Genomic DNA, 17,295 nt, shown 5'->3' with positions numbered 1-17,295 from the left:
GCGGTCCCTGGGAGTTACTGGAGCATGCCGCGATCCATCGCCGTGGTGACCGCCGCAGTCCGGTCGGACACCCCCAACTTGTTGAACACCCGCAACAAGTGAGTCTTCACCGTGGCCTCAGAAATGAACAAGCTCCGACCGATCTCACCATTGGACAGCCCCTTCGCGACCAGTTTCAGCACCTCCACCTCACGGGCGGACAAAGGCGGCGTCCGAACCTGCCCAACGACCTTCGCCACCATCGAAGGAGCCAGCACCGTCTCCCCGCGGGCAGCCGCCCGAATGGCCGCGATCAGATCCTCGGTGGTCGAGTCCTTCAACAGGTACCCGGACGCCCCGGCCTCCACCGCACGAAGAATGTCCGAATCGGTCTCGTACGTAGTCAGCACCAGCACCCGAGGCCCGGTCCCGACGATCCGAGCGGTAGCCGCCACACCGTCCATTTCGGGCATCCGCAGGTCCATCAGCACGACGTCCGGCTTCAGCAAAGCAGCCTGGGAAATCGCCTCCTGCCCCGACCCGGCGTCGCCGACGACCTCCAGGTCGTCCCCCACGAGCATCCCGCGCAGCCCCTGACGCACCACGGGATGGTCGTCCACCAGCAGAATCCTGATCACAGCGGCACCTCCACCAGCACTGACGCCCCCTGGTCCGAAGACAGCGACAGCGTCCCACCCACCTGTTCCAGCCTCGCGCGCATCCCCCGCAGACCGAAGCCCTCCAACGTGTCGCCGAACCCGCGGCCGTCGTCGCGCACCTCCAGCGAGACGCCGTCCTCGTCGAACCTCATCACGACGTCCACGCGAGACGCTCCCGAGTGCCGCGCCACGTTGGTCAGCGCCTCCTGGACGGTCCGCAGCAGCACCACCTCCGCCGCGGTCGTCAGTGGCCGAGCGTCCCCGATCACGCGGAACGTCGACGGCAAAGCCACACCGGAGACCAAGCGCCGCAACGCGTCCTCCAGGGAGGAACCGTCCAAAGGCGACGGTGCGTTGGACGCGACCAGGGCGCGGGCCTCTCGGAGGTTCTCGCGGGCGGTCTGCAGGGCCAGGTCCACGTTCGGTTGTGCGCCCTGCAGGAGCGTGATGATCGAGGTGAAGCCCTGGGCCAGCGTGTCGTGGATCTCGGCTGACCAGCGGGCCCGTTCGGCTTCCAGGGTCAGTGCCTCGATGCGTTGCAGCAGCTCGCCGCGTTGCTCGTTCTGCTGGGCGATGCGGCTCACGGCCCAGCCGAACGCCTGGGAGAAGCCGACGATCAGCAGTGCGCCCGGCCACGGCAGTGCGGAGTCGGCGCCGGCCAGCCAGGTCAGCAGCTGCGGCGTGAAGACGAAGACCACCATCGGGAAGAACGCCCACGTCGCCGGCAGCATCATGTAGATCTGCGGCACGAGCCCGAACAACGCGAACGTGGCGTTGCCGGTCAGCCAGACCGCCGGGGCCCAGAGGGCCAGCGAGCCCGCCGCGTAGACGAAACCGCGCCAGTCCTCGGTCCCGCTCCTCAGCAGCCTGAGGCCGAAGAGGACGAACCACAGGGAGTTCAGGGCGAGCAACCCCGCCGCCGACAGCCTGTCGGCGAGGGGGTTGGCGTCCATCAGGACGAGGGTGATCGTGGTGACCTGGGTGATCGCGAAGAGCACGTACCAGGTCGTCAGCGGGTGGTGTTGCTCCACCTGAAGGTCCTGCCGACGAGAACCAGGCCCACGATCGTCCACGCCGCGAGCACCAGCGCGACCTTGCCGAGCTCCCATGATCCCGCCGCCTCCATGACCGCGTAGTCGTCGTTCAGTGCGAACACCGAGCGGAAACCCTGACACACCCACTTCAGCGGGAAGAGCGAACCCGCCGTGCGCAGCGACTCGGGCAGCGCCGACTGCATGATGAACACGCCGCTGAGGAACTGCAGCACGATGTACGGCAGGTTCAGCACGCCGGCGGCGTTGCGGGTGGACTTCGCGATCGAGCTCAGCGCCACGCCGATCAGCGAGCACGCGATGACGCCGAGGGTGAAGACCCAGGCGAACGTCAGCCACTTCTCCGCGCTCGTCGGCAGTTCCAGGTCGAACCGCAGGATGCCGACGGCCAGCAGCAGCACGGCCTCGAACAGGCTCGACACGAAGACCAGGACGATCTTGCCGATGAAGTAGGACGTGAACGGCATCGGCGTGCCGCGCAGGCGCTTGAGCGTGCCGTCCTCGCGGTCGGCCACGACGCTCATGCCGAGTCCGACGAACGACGTCGAGATGATGCCGGCGCCGATCATGCTGGCCGCGAACATCTGCGCCGCGGCGGGTTCCTTCACGTACACGGTGCCGAGCAGCAGCATCAGCAGTGCGGGCAACGAGATCGTGAAGATGAGGTTTTCCTTCTGCCGGAAGAACTCCCGCAGCTCGGTCCCACCCCTCGCGAGACCGAGCGACAGCATCGAGGGCAGAGCAGCCGTCTTCGAAACGGTCGCGGCGGTCATTTGATCAGCTCCAGGTAGACGTCTTCCAGCGACGGGCGGGTGACGGTGAGCTCGGCCAGCTCGCCGTGGCGGGACAGGTCGGCGATCACCTTGGTGGGCTCGGAGGTCCTGATCTCCGTGTAGCCGCGGTCGGACAGCCAGCGGACGGTGGCGTCGGCGTGCGCGCGGCCCCCGAGCGTCTGCGGCGTGCCCTCGGCGACGATCCGGCCTCCGGCGAGCACGGCGACGCGGTCGGCGAGCGCCTCGGCCTCGTCGAGGTAGTGCGTGGTCAGCAGGATCGTGGTGCCCTCGGAGGCCAGCAGCTTGATCAGGCCCCAGAACTGGCGCCGCGCCTCGGGGTCGAACCCGGTGGTCGGCTCGTCGAGGAACACGAGCTCCGGGCGGCCGATGATGCCCAGCGCCACGTCGAGCCTGCGCCGCTGACCGCCGGACAACGTGCCGGCGCGGGACTTCGCCTTCTCGGTGAGGCCGACCAGGTCGATGACCTCCTCCGGGTCACGCGGGTCGCCGTAGTACCTGGCGTAGTGGCGCACGGCCTCCCGCACGGTGAGCGTCGCCGCGTCCGTCGCGCTCTGCAGGACGATGCCGAGCTTCGAACGCCATTCGCGGCCTGCCTTGGCCGGGTCGACGCCGAGCACGCTGACCTCACCGGCGTCGCGGTCGCGGTGCCCCTCCAGGATCTCGACGCTGGTGGTCTTGCCGGCGCCGTTCGGCCCGAGGACCGCGAAGACCTCACCGCGGGCGACGTCGAGGTCCACCCCTGCCACCGCCTGGTGGTCCTTGTAGGCCTTCTTCAGGCCCCTCACTCGGATCGCGTTCATGTCGTAAATCCTGCGATTTCGAGGGGTCTTCCCGGGACGACCGTGCCGCTGACTCCGGTTGTCAACCGGTCGGTGGACACGCGGTCGTGTTTCGGCCGTGTTTCCACTCCGGGAAAGCGCGCTCCAGCGTGTTAGAACGGCGGGGTGCATCTGACGCCGCATGAACGGGACAAGCTCCTAGTGCACGTCGCTGCCGACGTGGCGCGGCGGAGGCTCGAACGAGGGGTGCTGCTCAACTACCCCGAGGCCGTCGCGTTGATCACCGACCACGTGCTGGAGGGCGCGCGGGACGGCCGCACGGTCAGCGAGCTGATGGAGAGCGGCCGCACGGTGCTGGCGCCGGAGCAGGTCATGCGGGGTGTCCCGGAGATGATCGACTCGGTGCAGGCGGAGGCGACCTTCCCGGACGGCACGAAGCTCGTCACCGTGCACCACCCGATCGCGCCATCCGCCGGTCCGGCGCCGGGCGAGGTGGTCGTCGGGTCCGAACCCGTCGAGCTCAACCCCGGACGGCCGCGCGTGACGATGGTCGTCGTGAACGTCGCCGACAGGCCCGTGCAGGTCGGCTCGCACTTCCACTTCGCCTCGGTGAACACGGGGCTGTCGTTCGACCGCGAGGCCGCGTTCGGCTACCGGCTGGACATCCCCGCCGGCACGGCCGTGCGGTTCGAGCCCGGTGTCGAACGCGAGGTCGCGCTGGTTCCGCTGGCAGGTTTGAGGATCGTCAGGGGGTTGCAGCGATGATCGACCGCGAGCGTTACGCCGAGCTGCTCGGGCCGACGGTCGGCGACCGGATCCGGCTCGCCGACACCGACCTGTTCATCGAGGTCACCGAGGACCGCTCGCGCGGTGCCGCGTCCGGCGACGAGGTGATCTTCGGCGGCGGCAAGGTGATCCGCGAGTCGATGGGCCAGGGCGTCGCGACGCGTGCCGAGGGTGCTCCCGACCTGGTCATCACCGGTGCGGTGGTCCTCGACCACTGGGGTGTGGTCAAGGCCGACGTCGGCGTGCGGGACGGGCGGATCGTCGCGATCGGCAAGGCCGGCAACCCGGACACGATGGACGGCGTCCACCCCGCGCTGGTGATCGGCCCGTCGACGGAGATCCTGTCCGGCAACGGGAAGATCCTGACCGCGGGCGGCATCGACTGCCACGTGCACTTCATCTGCCCGCAGATCGTGGACGAGGCGCTGGCGTCCGGGCTGACGACGTTGATCGGCGGCGGCACCGGCCCGGCGGAGGGCACGAAGGCCACGACCGTCACGCCCGGCGCCTGGTACCTCGACCGCATGCTGACGTCGATGGACCACATGCCGGTCAACGTCCTGTTGCTGGGCAAGGGGAACACGGTCTCCGAGGAGGGGTTGCGCGAGCAGCTCGTCGGCGGTGCGGGCGGGTTCAAGCTGCACGAGGACTGGGGCACCACGCCCGCCGCGATCGACGCGTGCCTGCGCATCGCGGACGAGTCCGGTGTGCAGGTCGCGATCCACACGGACACGTTGAACGAGGCCGGGTTCCTGGAGTCCACTGTGGACGCCATCGGTGGCCGGTCGATCAACGCCTACCACTCCGAGGGCGCCGGCGGCGGACACGCGCCGGACATCATCCGCGTGGTCTCGCTGCCGAACGTGCTGCCGTCGTCGACGAACCCGACGCGCCCGCACACGGTCAACACCCTGGAAGAGCACCTCGACATGTTGATGGTGTGCCACCACCTCAACCCGTCGGTGCCGGAGGACCTGGCGTTCGCGGAGTCGCGGATCCGGCCGACCACGATCGCCGCCGAGGACCTGCTGCACGACCTGGGCGCGATCTCGATGATCTCGTCGGACTCGCAGGCGATGGGGCGGGTCGGTGAGGTCATCATCCGGACCTGGCAGACCGCGCACGTGATGTCGTCGCGGCGTTCGCTGGACTCGAACCTGCGGGCACAGCGGTACGTCGCCAAGTACACGATCAACCCCGCCGTGGCGCACGGGATCGCCGACGAGGTGGGCTCGGTCGAGGTCGGCAAGCTCGCGGACCTGGTGCTGTGGGAGCCCAAGTTCTTCGGCGTGCGGCCGTCGGTGGTGCTGAAGGGCGGGTTCATCGCCTGGGGTCAGATGGGCGACGCGAACGCCTCGATCCCGACGCCGCAGCCGGTGTGGGCGCGGCCGATGTTCGGTGCCACGGCCGGTGCCACCTCGTCGGTGTTCTTCGTCGCGCCCGAAGCCGTGGAGGCGGGCATCGCGGAGCGGTACGCGCGGCGGGTGCTGCCGGTGTCCTCGACTCGGTCGGTGACCAAGGCCGACATGGTGCACAACGACGCGATGCCGGACGTGCGGGTCGATCCGGACAGCTTCGCCGTGCACGTCGACGGTGATCTGGTCGAGCCCTCGCCGGTGGCCGAGCTGCCGATGGCCCAGCGGTACTTCCTGTTCTGATGCTGACCGCGCTGATCCTCGCCGACTCCCGCTTCCCCGGCGGTGGCCACGTGCACTCCGGCGGTCTGGAGGAGGCCGCCGCACGGGGGCTGGTGCACGACGAGCCGTCGCTGGAGTCGTTCCTGCACGGGCGGCTGATGACGGCCGGGTTGCTGGCGGCGGGGTTCGCGGCCGCAGCGGCGCGCGGTGAGGATCTTGAAACGCTGGACGCGGAGCTGGACGCGCGCACGCCTTCTCCTTCCCAGCGGCTGGCTTCGCGGGCGCAGGGGCGGGGCATGCTGCGGGCCGCTCGGCGTGCCTGGCCTTCCGAACGGCTGGCCGCGCTGCCCAGGGACCCGCACCAGCCGCTGGTGATCGGGGTGCTGGTGGGTGATGCGTTCGAAGCCGCTCTGACCTGCGCTTATCTGGCGGTGAGCGGACCCGCGTCGGCGGCTGTCCGGTTGCTGGGGCTGGATCCGTTCGGGGTCAACGCGATCGTGGCGTCGCTCCCGGTCCAGGACATTGCTTCGCGGGCCTGCAAGGAACTGCCCGCGCTGGGTTCACCTGCCTTGGACCTTCTGGCCGAGGCACATGCACGACGTGAAGGGGTGCGTCTCTTTGGGAGCTAACCACGGGCCCGACCCGCACGACCACCACCACGGTGCCGCGCCGCGCATCGGCATCGGCGGTCCGGTCGGCAGCGGCAAGACCGCGCTGACCGCGGCGCTGTGCCGGGCGCTGGGGGAGCAGCTGTCGCTGGCGGTCGTGACCAACGACATCTACACGACCGAGGACGCGGACTTCCTGCGGCGGGCCGGTGTGCTGGACCCGTCGCGGATCGAGGCCGTGCAGACGGGCTGCTGCCCGCACACGGCGATCCGCGACGACATCACGGCGAACCTGGACGCCGTGGAGCGGTTGGAGCACCGGTTCGACGGCCTGGACCTGGTGATCATCGAGAGCGGTGGCGACAACCTGACGGCGGTGTTCTCGCGCGGGCTGGTCGACCGGCAGATCTTCGTCGTGGACGTGGCCGGCGGCGACAAGGTGCCGCGCAAGGGCGGGCCCGGTGTCACGACGGCCGACCTGCTGGTGATCAACAAGATCGACCTGGCGCCGTTCGTCGGCGCGGACATGGACGTGATGATCTCCGACGCGCACCGGATGCGCGGTGAGCTCCCGGTCATCGCCCAGTCGCTGGTCGAGACGCCCGAGGCGCCCGAGGTGGCGAAGTGGGTGCTGGCCCAGCTGTGAGGGGTTGCGAGTGAAGGCGTCCGCGCGGTTGGTCGTGTCGCTGGATTCGCACGGCAACAGCGTCGTGCGGGTCCTGCGGTCGATGACACCGTTGACATTGGTGCCTGCCCGGCGGGTGGGGCCGGTTGCCTTGGTGCACCTGGTTTCCTCGGTGACGGCACCCCTCGGCGGCGATTCGTTGTCCCTGACCGTCGAAGTCGGTCCTGGGGCCTCGCTGGAGCTTCGAGGTGTTGCGGCGACGCTGGTTCTGCCCGGTTCGTCCGGTGCGGAGTCTTCGTCTCTGGTGCGGTTCTCGGTGGAGGGGCGCGTTCGCTACCTGCCGGAGCCCACGGTCGTGACGGGCCGCGCGCGCCACACCGCAGTGGTGGAGGCCGAATTGGACGGTCACGCAGAGTTGCAACTGCGCGAGGTCCTCGTGCTCGGCAGGGCAGGGGAGACGTGCGGCGCGTTGTCGTCGTCGGTGCGCGCAACCCGTTGTGGCAAGCCGTTGTTGCACCAACAGCTGGTCGTCGGCGACGCGTCGGTCGACGGGTCTTCCGCCGGGCTGGCCGGCAAACGGGTCGTGGGAACGGAGTTGATGCTCGACGCCGTCGAACGACCCGTCGGCGGCGGGGAGTGGTGGAGCGTCGTTCCGTTGGCAGCGGGGGGAACTCTCGCCACCGCACTGGGTGAGGACGTGGTCACTGTCACAAGGGTGCTCGACGCCATCTGACTCGATCACGAACTCGATCCAGAACTGTTCTTTGCACGGACAGTCACCGTTCAGGTGGTGGTCATCACCGCGCAGGCGGTTTCGGTATCGGTTCGCCGTGCGTATGGTCGCGGGTCCAGGGACCACGAGTTCTGCCGCTGCTTGGAGGTTCGCCGATGACGGAGACCACGAACATCGCACTGCCGGCGATGCGCGTGTCGTACGAGCAGGGCTCGCTGAGCGAGTCGGAGCTCGCCGCCACCTGGCACGACCAGCTCCAGCTGTGGCTGGACCAGGCTTCGGGCGCCGGCCTGCCCGAGCCGAACGCGATGGTGCTCGCGACCACGGACGTGAAGGGCCGCCCGTCGTCGCGGACCGTGCTCGCCAAGGGCCTCGACGCCCGCGGGCTGGTGTTCTTCACCAACTACACGTCGAACAAGTCGCACGACCTGATGGCCACCCGCTACGCGTCGGCCACGTTCCCGTGGTTCGCGATGCAGCGGCAGGCGCACGTGCGCGGCGTGGTCGAGAAGGTCGGGCCCGTGGAGACCGCCGAGTACTGGAACTCGCGTCCGCGCGGGTCGCAGATCGGGGCCTGGGCCTCGCCGCAGTCGCGGGTGGTGACCGGCCGGTCCACTTTGGACTCCGCGCTGCACAAGATCGAGCGGCAGTTCGCCGACACCGAGAAGATCCCCGTGCCGCCGCACTGGGGCGGGTGGCGGATCCGGCCGGAGGAGGTCGAGTTCTGGCAGGGGCGGCGTGACCGGATGCACGACCGGCTGCGGTTCCGGCTCGGGCGGGACGGGTGGTCGTTGGAGCGGATCGCTCCGTAGTTTCTTCGAGCTTTGGTGCGGGGCGCTTCCTGTGGGCGGGAGGCGCCCCTTTTTCGTCCGCGGGTCTTGTTGCGTGGGCTGGTGGCGGTTCCAGCGGGGTTGGTCGCGTTGTGGGGTCGGGTCGCGTTGCGAGGGTTCTTGCGCGGGTCTTGACGAGTTTCGGGGTGCGATTGGGGCTTGACCTTGAGCCTCTGGCGGGGTGCTTGACGGCCGGAAAAGGCCGGGCTGAAAAGCGCCCGGCCGTGCCCAGAGGGGTAGCACCCCGCCCCTCAAGGTCAAGCCCCAATCGCCAATGCAGGTGTGCACCGCTGCCCATCGCCTCATAGTTCGGACAGCTCGCTGCGCATCGCCACTCCAGGACTCGTAGGTGGTCGGCTTGCGCCGTTGGCTGTCCGGTTGGCACCGCGCGCCGGGCTTGGATGCGTGGTCGCCTTGCGAGGGCGGCTTGCGGTGGCACCGCGCGCCCGGCCTGCGTGCGTGGTCGTGTCGGGTGGGTGGGTGCGGTGGGCGCCGCGTGGCCCACCTCGCGGAACCTGACCCGTGGCTCAGGCGTCCTTCGGGTGGCGCGAATGTCCGATACCGGACTCGTCATACTGGGAATTCGGCAACAGCTAGCTACGAGGTGCGATTACACGTGTGCGGAGTGCTCGGACTCATCTGCTCCACCGAAGCAACTGCGGCATCCGCGCGTGCCTCCGTGGCCTCGGCGTTGCGCTGCCAGCGACACCGGGGGCCCGACGAGCAGGACACCTGGGCCGACAAAGAGGTCATCTACGGGTTCAACCGGCTCGGGTTCATCGACCTGGAGCACTCCCACCAGCCGCTGGTGTGGGGGCCGCCGGAGAACCCGACGCGGTACACGCTGAACTTCAACGGCGAGATCTACAACTACAAGGAGCTCCGCGCGGAGCTCATGCGCAAGTTCGGCGCCCAGTTCCGGACGAACGGTGACGGCGAGTCCATCGTCGCGGGGTACCACTACCTCGGGGCGGACTGGGTCAAGATGTTGCGCGGCATGTTCGCCTTCATGATCTGGGACGCGCAGGAGCGGGTCGTCTTCGGCGCGCGAGACCCGTTCGGGATCAAGCCGCTCTACTGGGCCACGGGGCCCGGTGGGGTCGGGTTCTCGTCCGAGAAGAAGAGCCTGCTGCAGCTGACCGGGGTTCTCGGCATCAGCCAGGAGCTGGACCAGACGGCGTTGCAGCACTACCTGGTGCTGCAGTACGTGCCGGAGCCCGAGTCGCTGCACAAGGCGATCCGACGGGTGGAGTCCGGCACGTCGTTCAAGGTGTCGCCGGGTGGGCAGGTGCTGTTCAACCGGTACTTCAAGCCCGTGTTCAACCCCAGGCCGGTGAACGGGGCGCACGAGGCCGAGGCGCTGCACGAGCGCATTGCCGACGTGATGCGCGACTCGGTGGCCAAGCACATGATCTCCGACCCGGACGTCACGGTCGGCGCGTTCCTGAGCGGCGGTATCGACTCCACGGCCACGGCGACGCTGGCGAAGCAGCACAACCCGAACCTCATCGCGTTCACCAGCGGCTTCGACCGCCAGGGGTACTCGGAGGTGGACGTCGCGGCCGAGACCGCGGCGGCGATCGGGGTGCGGCACGTCGTGCGCACGGTGTCGGCGGACGAGATGATGGAAGAGCTGCCGCTGATCATCTGGTACCTCGACGACCCGGTGGCGGACCCGGCGTTGGTGCCGTTGTACTTCATCGCGAAGGAAGCGCGGAAGTACGTCAAGGCCGTGCTGTCCGGTGAGGGCGCGGACGAGTTGTTCGGCGGGTACGTGATCTACCACGAGCCGCTGTCGTTGTCGCCGTTCGAGAAGGTGCCGGGCGGTGTGCGCAAGCTGATGGGCGCCGTGTCCAAGTCCATTCCGGAGGGTGTGCGCGGCAAGGACCTGCTGCGGCGCGGGGCCCTTCGGCTGGAGGAGCGGTACTACGGCAACGCCCGCAACTTCAGCGACGCCCAGGTGCGCGCGGTGTTCCCCGGTTACGTCGAGGGCATCGGCTTCCAGGACGTCACGGCGCCCTGGTACCGCGAGTCGGAGTCGTGGGACCCGGTCGCGCGCATGCAGCACATCGACCTCTTCACGTGGTTGCGCGGCGACATCCTGGTCAAGGCCGACAAGGTGACCATGGCCAACTCGATCGAGCTGCGCGTGCCGTTCCTCGACCCCGAGGTGTTCCGGGTCGCCGCCGAGGTGCCGCTCGACCAGAAGCTCACCGAGGGCACGACCAAGTACGCGCTGCGCAAGGCGTTGGCGAAGATCATCCCGCCGCACGTGCTGAACCGGCCGAAGCTCGGCTTCCCCGTGCCGATCCGGCTCTGGCTGCGCGACGAGATGTACGACTGGGCGCGCGGGATCATCAACGACTCGCAGACCGGCCACCTGCTCGACAAGAACGCGGTGCTCGACCTGCTCGCCGAGCACAAGTCCGAGCAGTTCGACCGCAGCCGGCAGCTGTGGAGCGTGCTGTGCTTCATGATCTGGCACGGCATCTTCGTCGAGGGCCGGATCAGCCCGAAGGTGCCGGAGCCGGTGTACCCGGTCCGCCTCTGACGAGTGGTCTTGGCGACAAGTCCACGAAATGGGCTTGTTAGTTGCCATAGGCTAACGAAGTGACCACTGCGGGGAGAAGCACGCGCTCGGCGTTCGTGATCGACACGCGACCGTTGAAGATCGTCGCTTATCGCCGGTTGTGGATCTCGACGATCATCACGGCGGTGGGCTCCCAGCTCACCGCCGTCGCCGTGCCCAAGCAGGTCTACGACCTCACCGGCTCGTCGGCCTGGGTCGGCATCGCCGCCGGTGTCGCGCTCGTCCCGCTGCTGGTCTTCGGCCTGTGGGGCGGCGCGATCGCGGACACCGTCGACCGCCGCAAGCTGCTGCTCGTCACCAACACCGGCATCGCCGTCTCGTCGGTGCTGCTGTGGGTGCAGGCCGCGATGAACGTCGGCTCGGTGTGGCTCGTGATCGCGTTGCTCGGCCTGCAGCAGGTGTTCTTCGCGGCCAACGCGCCCGCTCGTTCGGCGTCGATCGCCCGGCTGGTGCCCGCCGAGCTGTTGCCGTCGGCCGGTGCGCTGGGCTCCACGGTCATGCAGTTCGGTGCCGTGCTCGGGCCGTTGCTCGCCGGTGCGTTCATGCCGGTCGTCGGGCTCTCGACGCTGTACCTCGTGGACGCGATCGCGCTCGTCGCCACGGTCTACGCGGTGTGGAAGCTGCCGCCGATGCCCCCGCTGGACGGGGTGGTGCGGCGCGCGGGCCTGCGGGACGTGCTGGACGGGTTCGTCTACCTGTGGGCCCAGAAGGTGCTGATGGCGAGCATGCTGCTGGACATCATCGCGATGGTGTTCGGCATGCCGCGGGCGCTGTTCCCGGAGATGGCCCAGCACACGTTCGGCGACCCGGCCGGCGGTGGGTTCGCGCTCGGCGTGCTGTTCGCGGCGATCCCCGTGGGCGCGGTTATCTGTGGTCTCACGTCCGGCTGGATCTCCAACGTCAGCAGGCACGGCGTCGCGCTGACGCTCGCCGTCGTGGGCTGGGGCCTCGCGATCGCCGGGTTCGGCCTCGCCGGCTCGCTGTGGGTCGCGGCCGCGTTCCTCGCGCTCGCCGGCGCCGCGGACATGGTGTCGATGGCGTTCCGCGGCGCGATCCTGCAGTCCGCCGCGACGGACGAGATGCGCGGACGGATGCAGGGCGTCTTCATCGTGGTCGTGGCGGGTGGCCCGCGCATCGCGGACCTGTTGCACGGCACGGGAGGCGCGGCGTTCGGCACGGCCGCGGCGGTGTCGGTCGGCGGTCTGCTGGTCGTCGTCGCGAGCGTGGCCATGGTCGCGCTGCTGCCGGCGATCTGGCGCTACCGCGTCAACTCCGAGGGCTGATCGCCGCCGGGTTCGGCACGGCGATCGTCACGTCGCCGCCCCAGTCGGAGAAGCGGGCCTCGTCGACGATCCGGTTCCCCTGGAACTCCGTGTAGAACGCGATGCGGACGGGCAGTCCACTGCCGTCCAGTTCGATCTCGGCGGTCGAACCGGGGACGTTCTGGTCGAGCGCGATCTTGATCTCGTTGCGCAGACCTTCGTCGGTGAGGGTGTCGTAGGCCTTGCGGTAGTCGACGGAGATCGAGTACCGGGTGGTGCCACCGATCTGCGCGGTCACCTTGACCTCGCCGCCCGCCTCCATCACCGGCAGGTGGTAGGTCGTGAAGGCGGCCTGCTGGAAGACGACGTCGTGGAACCCGAGCAACGTCGTGGTGAAGTCGTCGTCGACGGCGCGGTCCAGCTTCACCCACGGCTTGTCGTCGGGCAGCCCGAACACCGCTGCCGGGAGCTTCACGAACGCGCTGTCCTTCGCCGTCGAGACGAGCCGCAGCTCCACCGGTTCGCCGCCGCTCTGCACGGGACGTGTGGTGGTCGCGTCCATGCCGGGAACCTCACCGCCGAGCCGCACACCACCGCTGGACGGGTACCGCACGCCGCCGCCGGTCGCCGGTGGCGTGATGGAGAAGCGGTAGGTCTTCTTCTCGTTGACCGACTTGGTCACCGCGGCCACCAGGCTCTTCACGTCGCGGTACTGGGAGCCGGTCTCGCTCGCGGGTTCGGACGAGGAGCAGGCGGTCAGCGCCAGTGCGGCGATGATCGCGGTTGCCGCGAGTCTCATCGTGCAATTGTTACACCAATTGGGTGAGGTGAGCGGCTGTCAGCGCTGGTGGCCAGGCAAAACGGGCAGAATCTTCGGGCATGGCTGAAGCGACTCCACAAACGGAGCAACCAGAGCTACATCGGGCGATCGGCCCGAAGCTGCTGCTGTTCTTCGTCGTCGGCGACATCCTCGGCACCGGCATCTACGCCCTCACCGGCAACGTGGCGGGCAAGATCGGCGGTGCTCTCTGGCTGCCCTTCCTCCTCGCGTTCGTGGTGGCGTTCCTGACCGCGTTCAGCTATCTCGAACTCGTCGGCAAGTACCCCAGGGCCGCCGGCGCCGCGCTGTACACGAACAGAGCGTTCGGGATCCACTTCCTGACGTTCATGGTCGCGTTCGCGGTCATGTGCTCCGGCATCACGTCGGCGTCGTCGGCGGCGCTCGCGTTCGGCCGCACGTACCTGCGGCAGCTGCTGGTCGAGTTCTTCGACGTCTCGCTGCGGCCTGAGTCGCTCGTCATCACCGGCATCGCGATCGTCTTCATCGCCGGTCTCGCTCTGATCAACTTCCGCGGCGTCTCGGAGTCGGTCAAGGCCAACGTCGTGCTGACCTGCATCGAGCTGTCCGGTCTGGTGATCATCATCCTGATCGGCATCTGGGCGGTCGTGAACGGTGACGGCGAACCCGGCAGGCTCACCGAGATCCACGTGCCGGACGGCAGCAGCGTGCTGCTCGCGGTCACCTCGGCCACGGCGCTCGCGTTCTTCGCGATGGTCGGCTTCGAGGACTCGGTGAACATGGCCGAGGAGTGCAAGAACCCGGCCAAGATCTTCCCGCGCGCGATGCTGATCGGCATGGGCGTCGCCGCCCTGATCTACGTGCTGGTCGCGATCACGTCGTCGCTGCTGATCCCGTCCGACGAGCTCGCGAAGGCGGGCAGCAGCGCGTTGCTGAAGGTCGTCACCGTCGGTGCGCCCGGCTTCCCGCTGTGGATCTTCGCGTTGATCGGCCTGCTGGCCGTCATCAACTCGGCGCTGATCAACATGCTGATGGCGTCGAGGTTGTTGTACGGCATGGCGAACGAGAAGATCATCCCGCAGTTCTTCGGCACCGTGCACCCGTTCCGCCGCACGCCGTGGATCTCGATCGTCTTCACGACCGGCGTCGCCGTGATCCTGGTGTCCACCGCGGACATCGGCAAGCTCGGTGGCACGACGTCGTTGCTGCTGCTGATCGTCTTCACCATCGTCAACGTCGCGTGCCTCGTGCTGCGCCGCGAGAAGTCCGAGCACAAGCACTTCCGCGCGCCGACGTGGGCCCCGGTCCTCGGCGCGATCACGTGCGCGTACCTCGCGATGCCGGTGCTTTCGGGCCGTCCGTGGGACGACTACAAGATCGCGGGCTGGCTGCTGCTCGCCGGCCTGGTGCTCTGGGGCATCAACCGCGTGCTGCACGGCAAGGTGGAGACCCACCCGGAGAACCTCGGCAAGTAGGTCTTCCCAGGTCTCAGTCGAGCAGGTGCTTGAGGAACCGGTCCGGATCGCCCAGGAAGTTGCGGGTGAGCCGGACCGGTTCCGCTGTGTCGTAGGAGATCTCGTCGATCGTGTCGGTGATTTCGAGGATCGCCGCCTGCGGGGCTGCCAGCAGGATCGGCGAGTGCGTGGCGATGATGAACTGCGAGCCCTCTTCGACGAGCTCGTGCATGCGTCTTAAGACCGTGAGACAGCTTTTGACCGACAGCGCGGCCTCCGGCTCGTCCAGCACGTAGAGGCCCCTGCCGCCGAACCGGTGGTTCATCAGGTCGATGAAGCTCTCGCCGTGCGACCGCTCGTGCAACGACTTCCCGCCGTACGACGCGTGGATCCCGCCGCCGATCCGGTCGATCTCGGTGGCGACGTTGTAGAACGACTCCGCCCTGAGGAAGAACCCGGTCTTCGGCTTCCTGGTGCCCCAGCTCAGGATCAGGTGGTCGCCCAGCGACGACTCGGTCGCCTTCGTCGCGAAGCGGAACGACTGCGTGCCACCCTCCGCGTTGAACCCCGCCGCCACCGCGATCGCCTCGACCAGCGTCGACTTGCCCGCGCCGTTGTCGCCGGTGAGGAACGTGACCGGGCTGCGGAGCTCCAGCGGGTGCCTGATCAGGTGCTGGACGACCGGCAGCGTGAACGGGTAGCGGTGGGTGTCGCTGACCTGGTCGATGCGGACGCGGTGGATGAACGTCACGCCAGGCGCGCCAGTTCGACCGGGTCGTGCGCGGAGAACACCTCGACCTCGCCCGTGGCCTTGAGCTCCCGCAGTCGTTCCACATTGGACAGACGCTGCGCGCGGATCGTCTCGGTCTGGTTCGCGGTGAGCTTGAGCGCGAAGATGTTGCTGGGCGGCGTCTCGACCTCGCCGCGGTAGAAGTACGCGTCGCCGGCGTGCAGCAGCCAGCCGTCGTCGGAGCGGACCGCGATGCCGGTGTGGCCCTTGGTGTGACCGATCAGCGGCACCATGAGGATGTCCTGCGGCAGTCCGGCGATGTCCTTGACCGCCTCGAACCCGAACCAGTCCTCGCCCTCCGCCTTGTGCGTCTCGAAGGTGACGCCCTCGCGCTGCTTCTTCGGGTACCGGGCGCGCTCCTTGGCGTTGCGCGGGTTGGTCGCGGCCTCCAGTTCCGTGTCCAGCACGTGCACAGTGGCCTTGGGGAAGTCGCGCAACCCGCCGGCGTGGTCCAGGTCGAGGTGCGTGAGCAGGACGTGCCGCACGTCGTCGGCGGTGTACCCGCGCTTCTCGACGTGGCTGATCGCCGTCTCGGTGATGTCGAGCACCGGCCGCAGCAGCTTGCGGCTCAGTCCGTCGATCGTCGCCTTCGGATCTGTCACCTCGTTCATGCCGAAGCCCGTGTCGACCAGCACGAGGCCCTGGTCGGTCTCGATCAGCAGGCAGTGGGCCACCAGCCCGCCCGCCACCAGGGGCGGCCGGAACGTGGCGCAGTTGAGGTGATGAACCTTCATGGGCAAATCCTTCCGCTGGCCCCGTAGGCTTCAGCCTCATGTTGGGGATCTCGTACGAGGGTGCCACCGCCGTGATCACGACTGTAGGGGCGGGCCTGCGGTCCTTCGAGGTGGACGGCGTTCCGTACGTGGAGACGTTCGGGCCCGACGAGAAGCCGCCCATGAGCGCCGGGGCCGTGCTGGTGCCCTGGCCGAACCGGACCGCCGGCGCGGTCTGGGAGTTGGACGGGGTCGTTCAGCGGCTCGACGTGACCGAGCCTGCTCGGGGGAACGCGATTCACGGGCTGGTTCGGCGGCGGCCTTGGGCGGTTTTGGAGCACACCGGGTCTTTGGTTTCCTTGCGTGCGTTGATCGAGCCTCAGGCTGGGTGGCCTGCTGCTTTGGACGTCACCGTGTCTTATGCGTTGGATGATCGTGGGTTGACTGTCACGCATGGGGTTACGAATGTCGGGGATGTTGCCACGCCTTTTGGGGTTGGGACGCATCCGTATCCTCGGGCTGGGTGGGCTTCTACCGATTCCTGTGTTTTGACGTTGGCTGCTACTACCGTGCTGCCGTTGGATGTTGCGCGGATGGTGCCGTCGGGTCCGGCCGTGCCGGTGGAGGGAACGCAGTACGACTTTCGGGGTGGCCGTCCGTTGGAAGGGGAGCGGTTGGACACTCCCTTTGGGGGGTGTGAGCCTGCTGCGGATGGGCTTGTGCATCACACGCTGGTGGCTGAGTCTGGTGGAGTCGAGGTTTGGGCTGATCCGGCTTTTCGGTGGGTTCAGGTTTTTACGCCGGATTCGTTTCCTGGGCGGGGGCGGGCTGTGGCTGTTGAGCCCATGACTTGTCCGCCGGATGCTTTGAATTCTGGGGTGGACTTGATTTGGGTTTCCCCGGGGGAGTCTTGGGGGGCTCGGTGGGGGATTCGGCCTTTGGGCTGAGTTCGCCTGTTTTGCGGGTGGTCTTGTTGCGGGCGGCCTGTTCCTGTTGCGTGCTTCCCCTGGGGCTCTGCCCCAGACCCCGGCAATCTGAAATGGGGGTAGCGCCGTGGGCAGGTTGATGGCACGCCTGTTGCTTAGAGCGGCTGCCTGTTGAGTTGAAGGTTGCGGTGGCGGTGGGGTCCCATCACGAGTCGCACCAAGAGCGGGCCACATCAGAGGAGGGGTGTCAAACCGCCGAAAAGCGTGGCGGTTTGACAC

17 protein-coding genes are annotated in these 17,295 nt (G+C 68.2%); 10 read left to right on the top strand and 7 right to left on the bottom strand.

All coding sequences use genetic code 11. The annotated features are described in order from the left end of the window. Positions 1–14 precede the first annotated feature (14 nt). From ACFWN2_RS45080 to ACFWN2_RS45065, 4 genes are read right to left on the bottom strand one after another with little or no spacing between them, the layout of a single operon-like run. Complete coding sequence (locus ACFWN2_RS45080; protein WP_382436885.1) at positions 15–617, bottom strand: response regulator transcription factor; 603 nt, start codon at positions 615–617, stop codon at positions 15–17. Further along, positions 614–1,669 carry a sensor histidine kinase gene (locus ACFWN2_RS45075; protein WP_382436884.1) on the bottom strand — a complete coding sequence of 352 codons (1,056 nt, stop codon included), beginning with the start codon at positions 1,667–1,669 and terminating at the stop codon, positions 614–616. Before ACFWN2_RS45075 ends, ACFWN2_RS45080 begins: the two co-directional genes overlap by 4 nt. Continuing rightward, on the bottom strand, positions 1,648–2,463 hold the full coding sequence (locus ACFWN2_RS45070) for an ABC transporter permease (RefSeq protein ID WP_382436883.1): 816 nt from the start codon (positions 2,461–2,463) through the stop codon (positions 1,648–1,650). The genes ACFWN2_RS45075 and ACFWN2_RS45070 overlap by 22 nt, the downstream gene beginning before the upstream one ends. After that, entirely contained in the window at positions 2,460–3,284 is an 825-nt protein-coding gene (locus ACFWN2_RS45065; RefSeq protein ID WP_382436881.1) for an ABC transporter ATP-binding protein, read from the bottom strand. Before ACFWN2_RS45065 ends, ACFWN2_RS45070 begins: the two co-directional genes overlap by 4 nt. A 144-nt stretch (positions 3,285–3,428) precedes the next feature. Between ACFWN2_RS45065 and ACFWN2_RS45060 the strand changes: the two genes are divergently transcribed. The 8 genes from ACFWN2_RS45060 to ACFWN2_RS45025 all read left to right on the top strand — a co-directional run bounded on the left by ACFWN2_RS45060 (position 3,429) and on the right by ACFWN2_RS45025 (position 12,355). After that, positions 3,429–4,028: an urease subunit gamma gene (locus ACFWN2_RS45060; protein WP_191303723.1), complete on the top strand. Its 600-nt coding sequence runs from the start codon at positions 3,429–3,431 to the stop codon at positions 4,026–4,028. Further along, entirely contained in the window at positions 4,025–5,707 is a 1,683-nt protein-coding gene (locus ACFWN2_RS45055) for an urease subunit alpha (RefSeq protein WP_382436879.1), read from the top strand. Before ACFWN2_RS45060 ends, ACFWN2_RS45055 begins: the two co-directional genes overlap by 4 nt. Then, positions 5,704–6,315, top strand: coding sequence for an urease accessory protein UreF (locus ACFWN2_RS45050; protein WP_382436916.1), 612 nt, complete (start codon positions 5,704–5,706; stop codon positions 6,313–6,315). The genes ACFWN2_RS45055 and ACFWN2_RS45050 overlap by 4 nt, the downstream gene beginning before the upstream one ends. After that, positions 6,278–6,940 (top strand): urease accessory protein UreG, encoded by a 663-nt coding sequence (gene ureG / locus ACFWN2_RS45045; RefSeq protein WP_382436878.1) that lies wholly within the window; start codon positions 6,278–6,280, stop codon positions 6,938–6,940. The genes ACFWN2_RS45050 and ureG overlap by 38 nt, the downstream gene beginning before the upstream one ends. A gap of 10 nt (positions 6,941–6,950) precedes the next feature. Continuing rightward, positions 6,951–7,652: an urease accessory protein UreD gene (locus tag ACFWN2_RS45040; RefSeq protein WP_382436877.1), complete on the top strand. Its 702-nt coding sequence runs from the start codon at positions 6,951–6,953 to the stop codon at positions 7,650–7,652. Between the two features lie 155 nt (positions 7,653–7,807). Then, positions 7,808–8,464: a pyridoxamine 5'-phosphate oxidase gene (gene pdxH, locus ACFWN2_RS45035; protein ID WP_382436876.1), complete on the top strand. Its 657-nt coding sequence runs from the start codon at positions 7,808–7,810 to the stop codon at positions 8,462–8,464. A 634-nt stretch (positions 8,465–9,098) separates the two neighbouring features. Next, positions 9,099–11,033 (top strand): asparagine synthase (glutamine-hydrolyzing), encoded by a 1,935-nt coding sequence (gene asnB, locus ACFWN2_RS45030; RefSeq protein ID WP_382436875.1) that lies wholly within the window; start codon positions 9,099–9,101, stop codon positions 11,031–11,033. 59 nt (positions 11,034–11,092) lie between these two features. Next, positions 11,093–12,355: an MFS transporter gene (locus tag ACFWN2_RS45025; RefSeq protein WP_382436874.1), complete on the top strand. Its 1,263-nt coding sequence runs from the start codon at positions 11,093–11,095 to the stop codon at positions 12,353–12,355. Here the strand turns inward: ACFWN2_RS45025 and ACFWN2_RS45020 are convergent. Further along, the gene (locus tag ACFWN2_RS45020) at positions 12,339–13,133 is read right to left on the bottom strand and encodes a hypothetical protein (protein WP_382436872.1); all 795 of its coding nucleotides are present in this window, start codon (positions 13,131–13,133) and stop codon (positions 12,339–12,341) included. The two genes, ACFWN2_RS45025 and ACFWN2_RS45020, sit on opposite strands and share 17 nt — an antisense overlap. An 80-nt stretch (positions 13,134–13,213) precedes the next feature. Between ACFWN2_RS45020 and ACFWN2_RS45015 the strand changes: the two genes are divergently transcribed. Then, on the top strand, positions 13,214–14,608 hold the full coding sequence (locus tag ACFWN2_RS45015) for an APC family permease (protein WP_382436871.1): 1,395 nt from the start codon (positions 13,214–13,216) through the stop codon (positions 14,606–14,608). Positions 14,609–14,621: 13 nt separating this feature from the next. On the opposite strand, the gene ACFWN2_RS45010 is transcribed toward ACFWN2_RS45015, so the two are convergent. Next, on the bottom strand, positions 14,622–15,338 hold the full coding sequence (locus ACFWN2_RS45010; protein ID WP_382436870.1) for an AAA family ATPase: 717 nt from the start codon (positions 15,336–15,338) through the stop codon (positions 14,622–14,624). Further along, on the bottom strand, positions 15,335–16,111 hold the full coding sequence (locus tag ACFWN2_RS45005; protein WP_382436869.1) for an MBL fold metallo-hydrolase: 777 nt from the start codon (positions 16,109–16,111) through the stop codon (positions 15,335–15,337). The genes ACFWN2_RS45010 and ACFWN2_RS45005 overlap by 4 nt, the downstream gene beginning before the upstream one ends. 38 nt (positions 16,112–16,149) lie before the next feature. Here ACFWN2_RS45005 and ACFWN2_RS45000 point away from each other — a divergent pair, with 38 nt between their 5' ends. Next, positions 16,150–17,037, top strand: a complete 888-nt coding sequence (locus tag ACFWN2_RS45000; RefSeq protein ID WP_382436868.1) for an aldose 1-epimerase family protein — start codon at positions 16,150–16,152, stop codon at positions 17,035–17,037. Positions 17,038–17,295 lie beyond the last annotated feature (258 nt).

The organism is Lentzea sp. NPDC058436 (assembly GCF_042721515.1).
Classification (GTDB): Bacteria; Actinomycetota; Actinomycetes; order Mycobacteriales; family Pseudonocardiaceae; genus Lentzea.
This window is presented reverse-complemented; position numbering and strand designations above follow the sequence as displayed.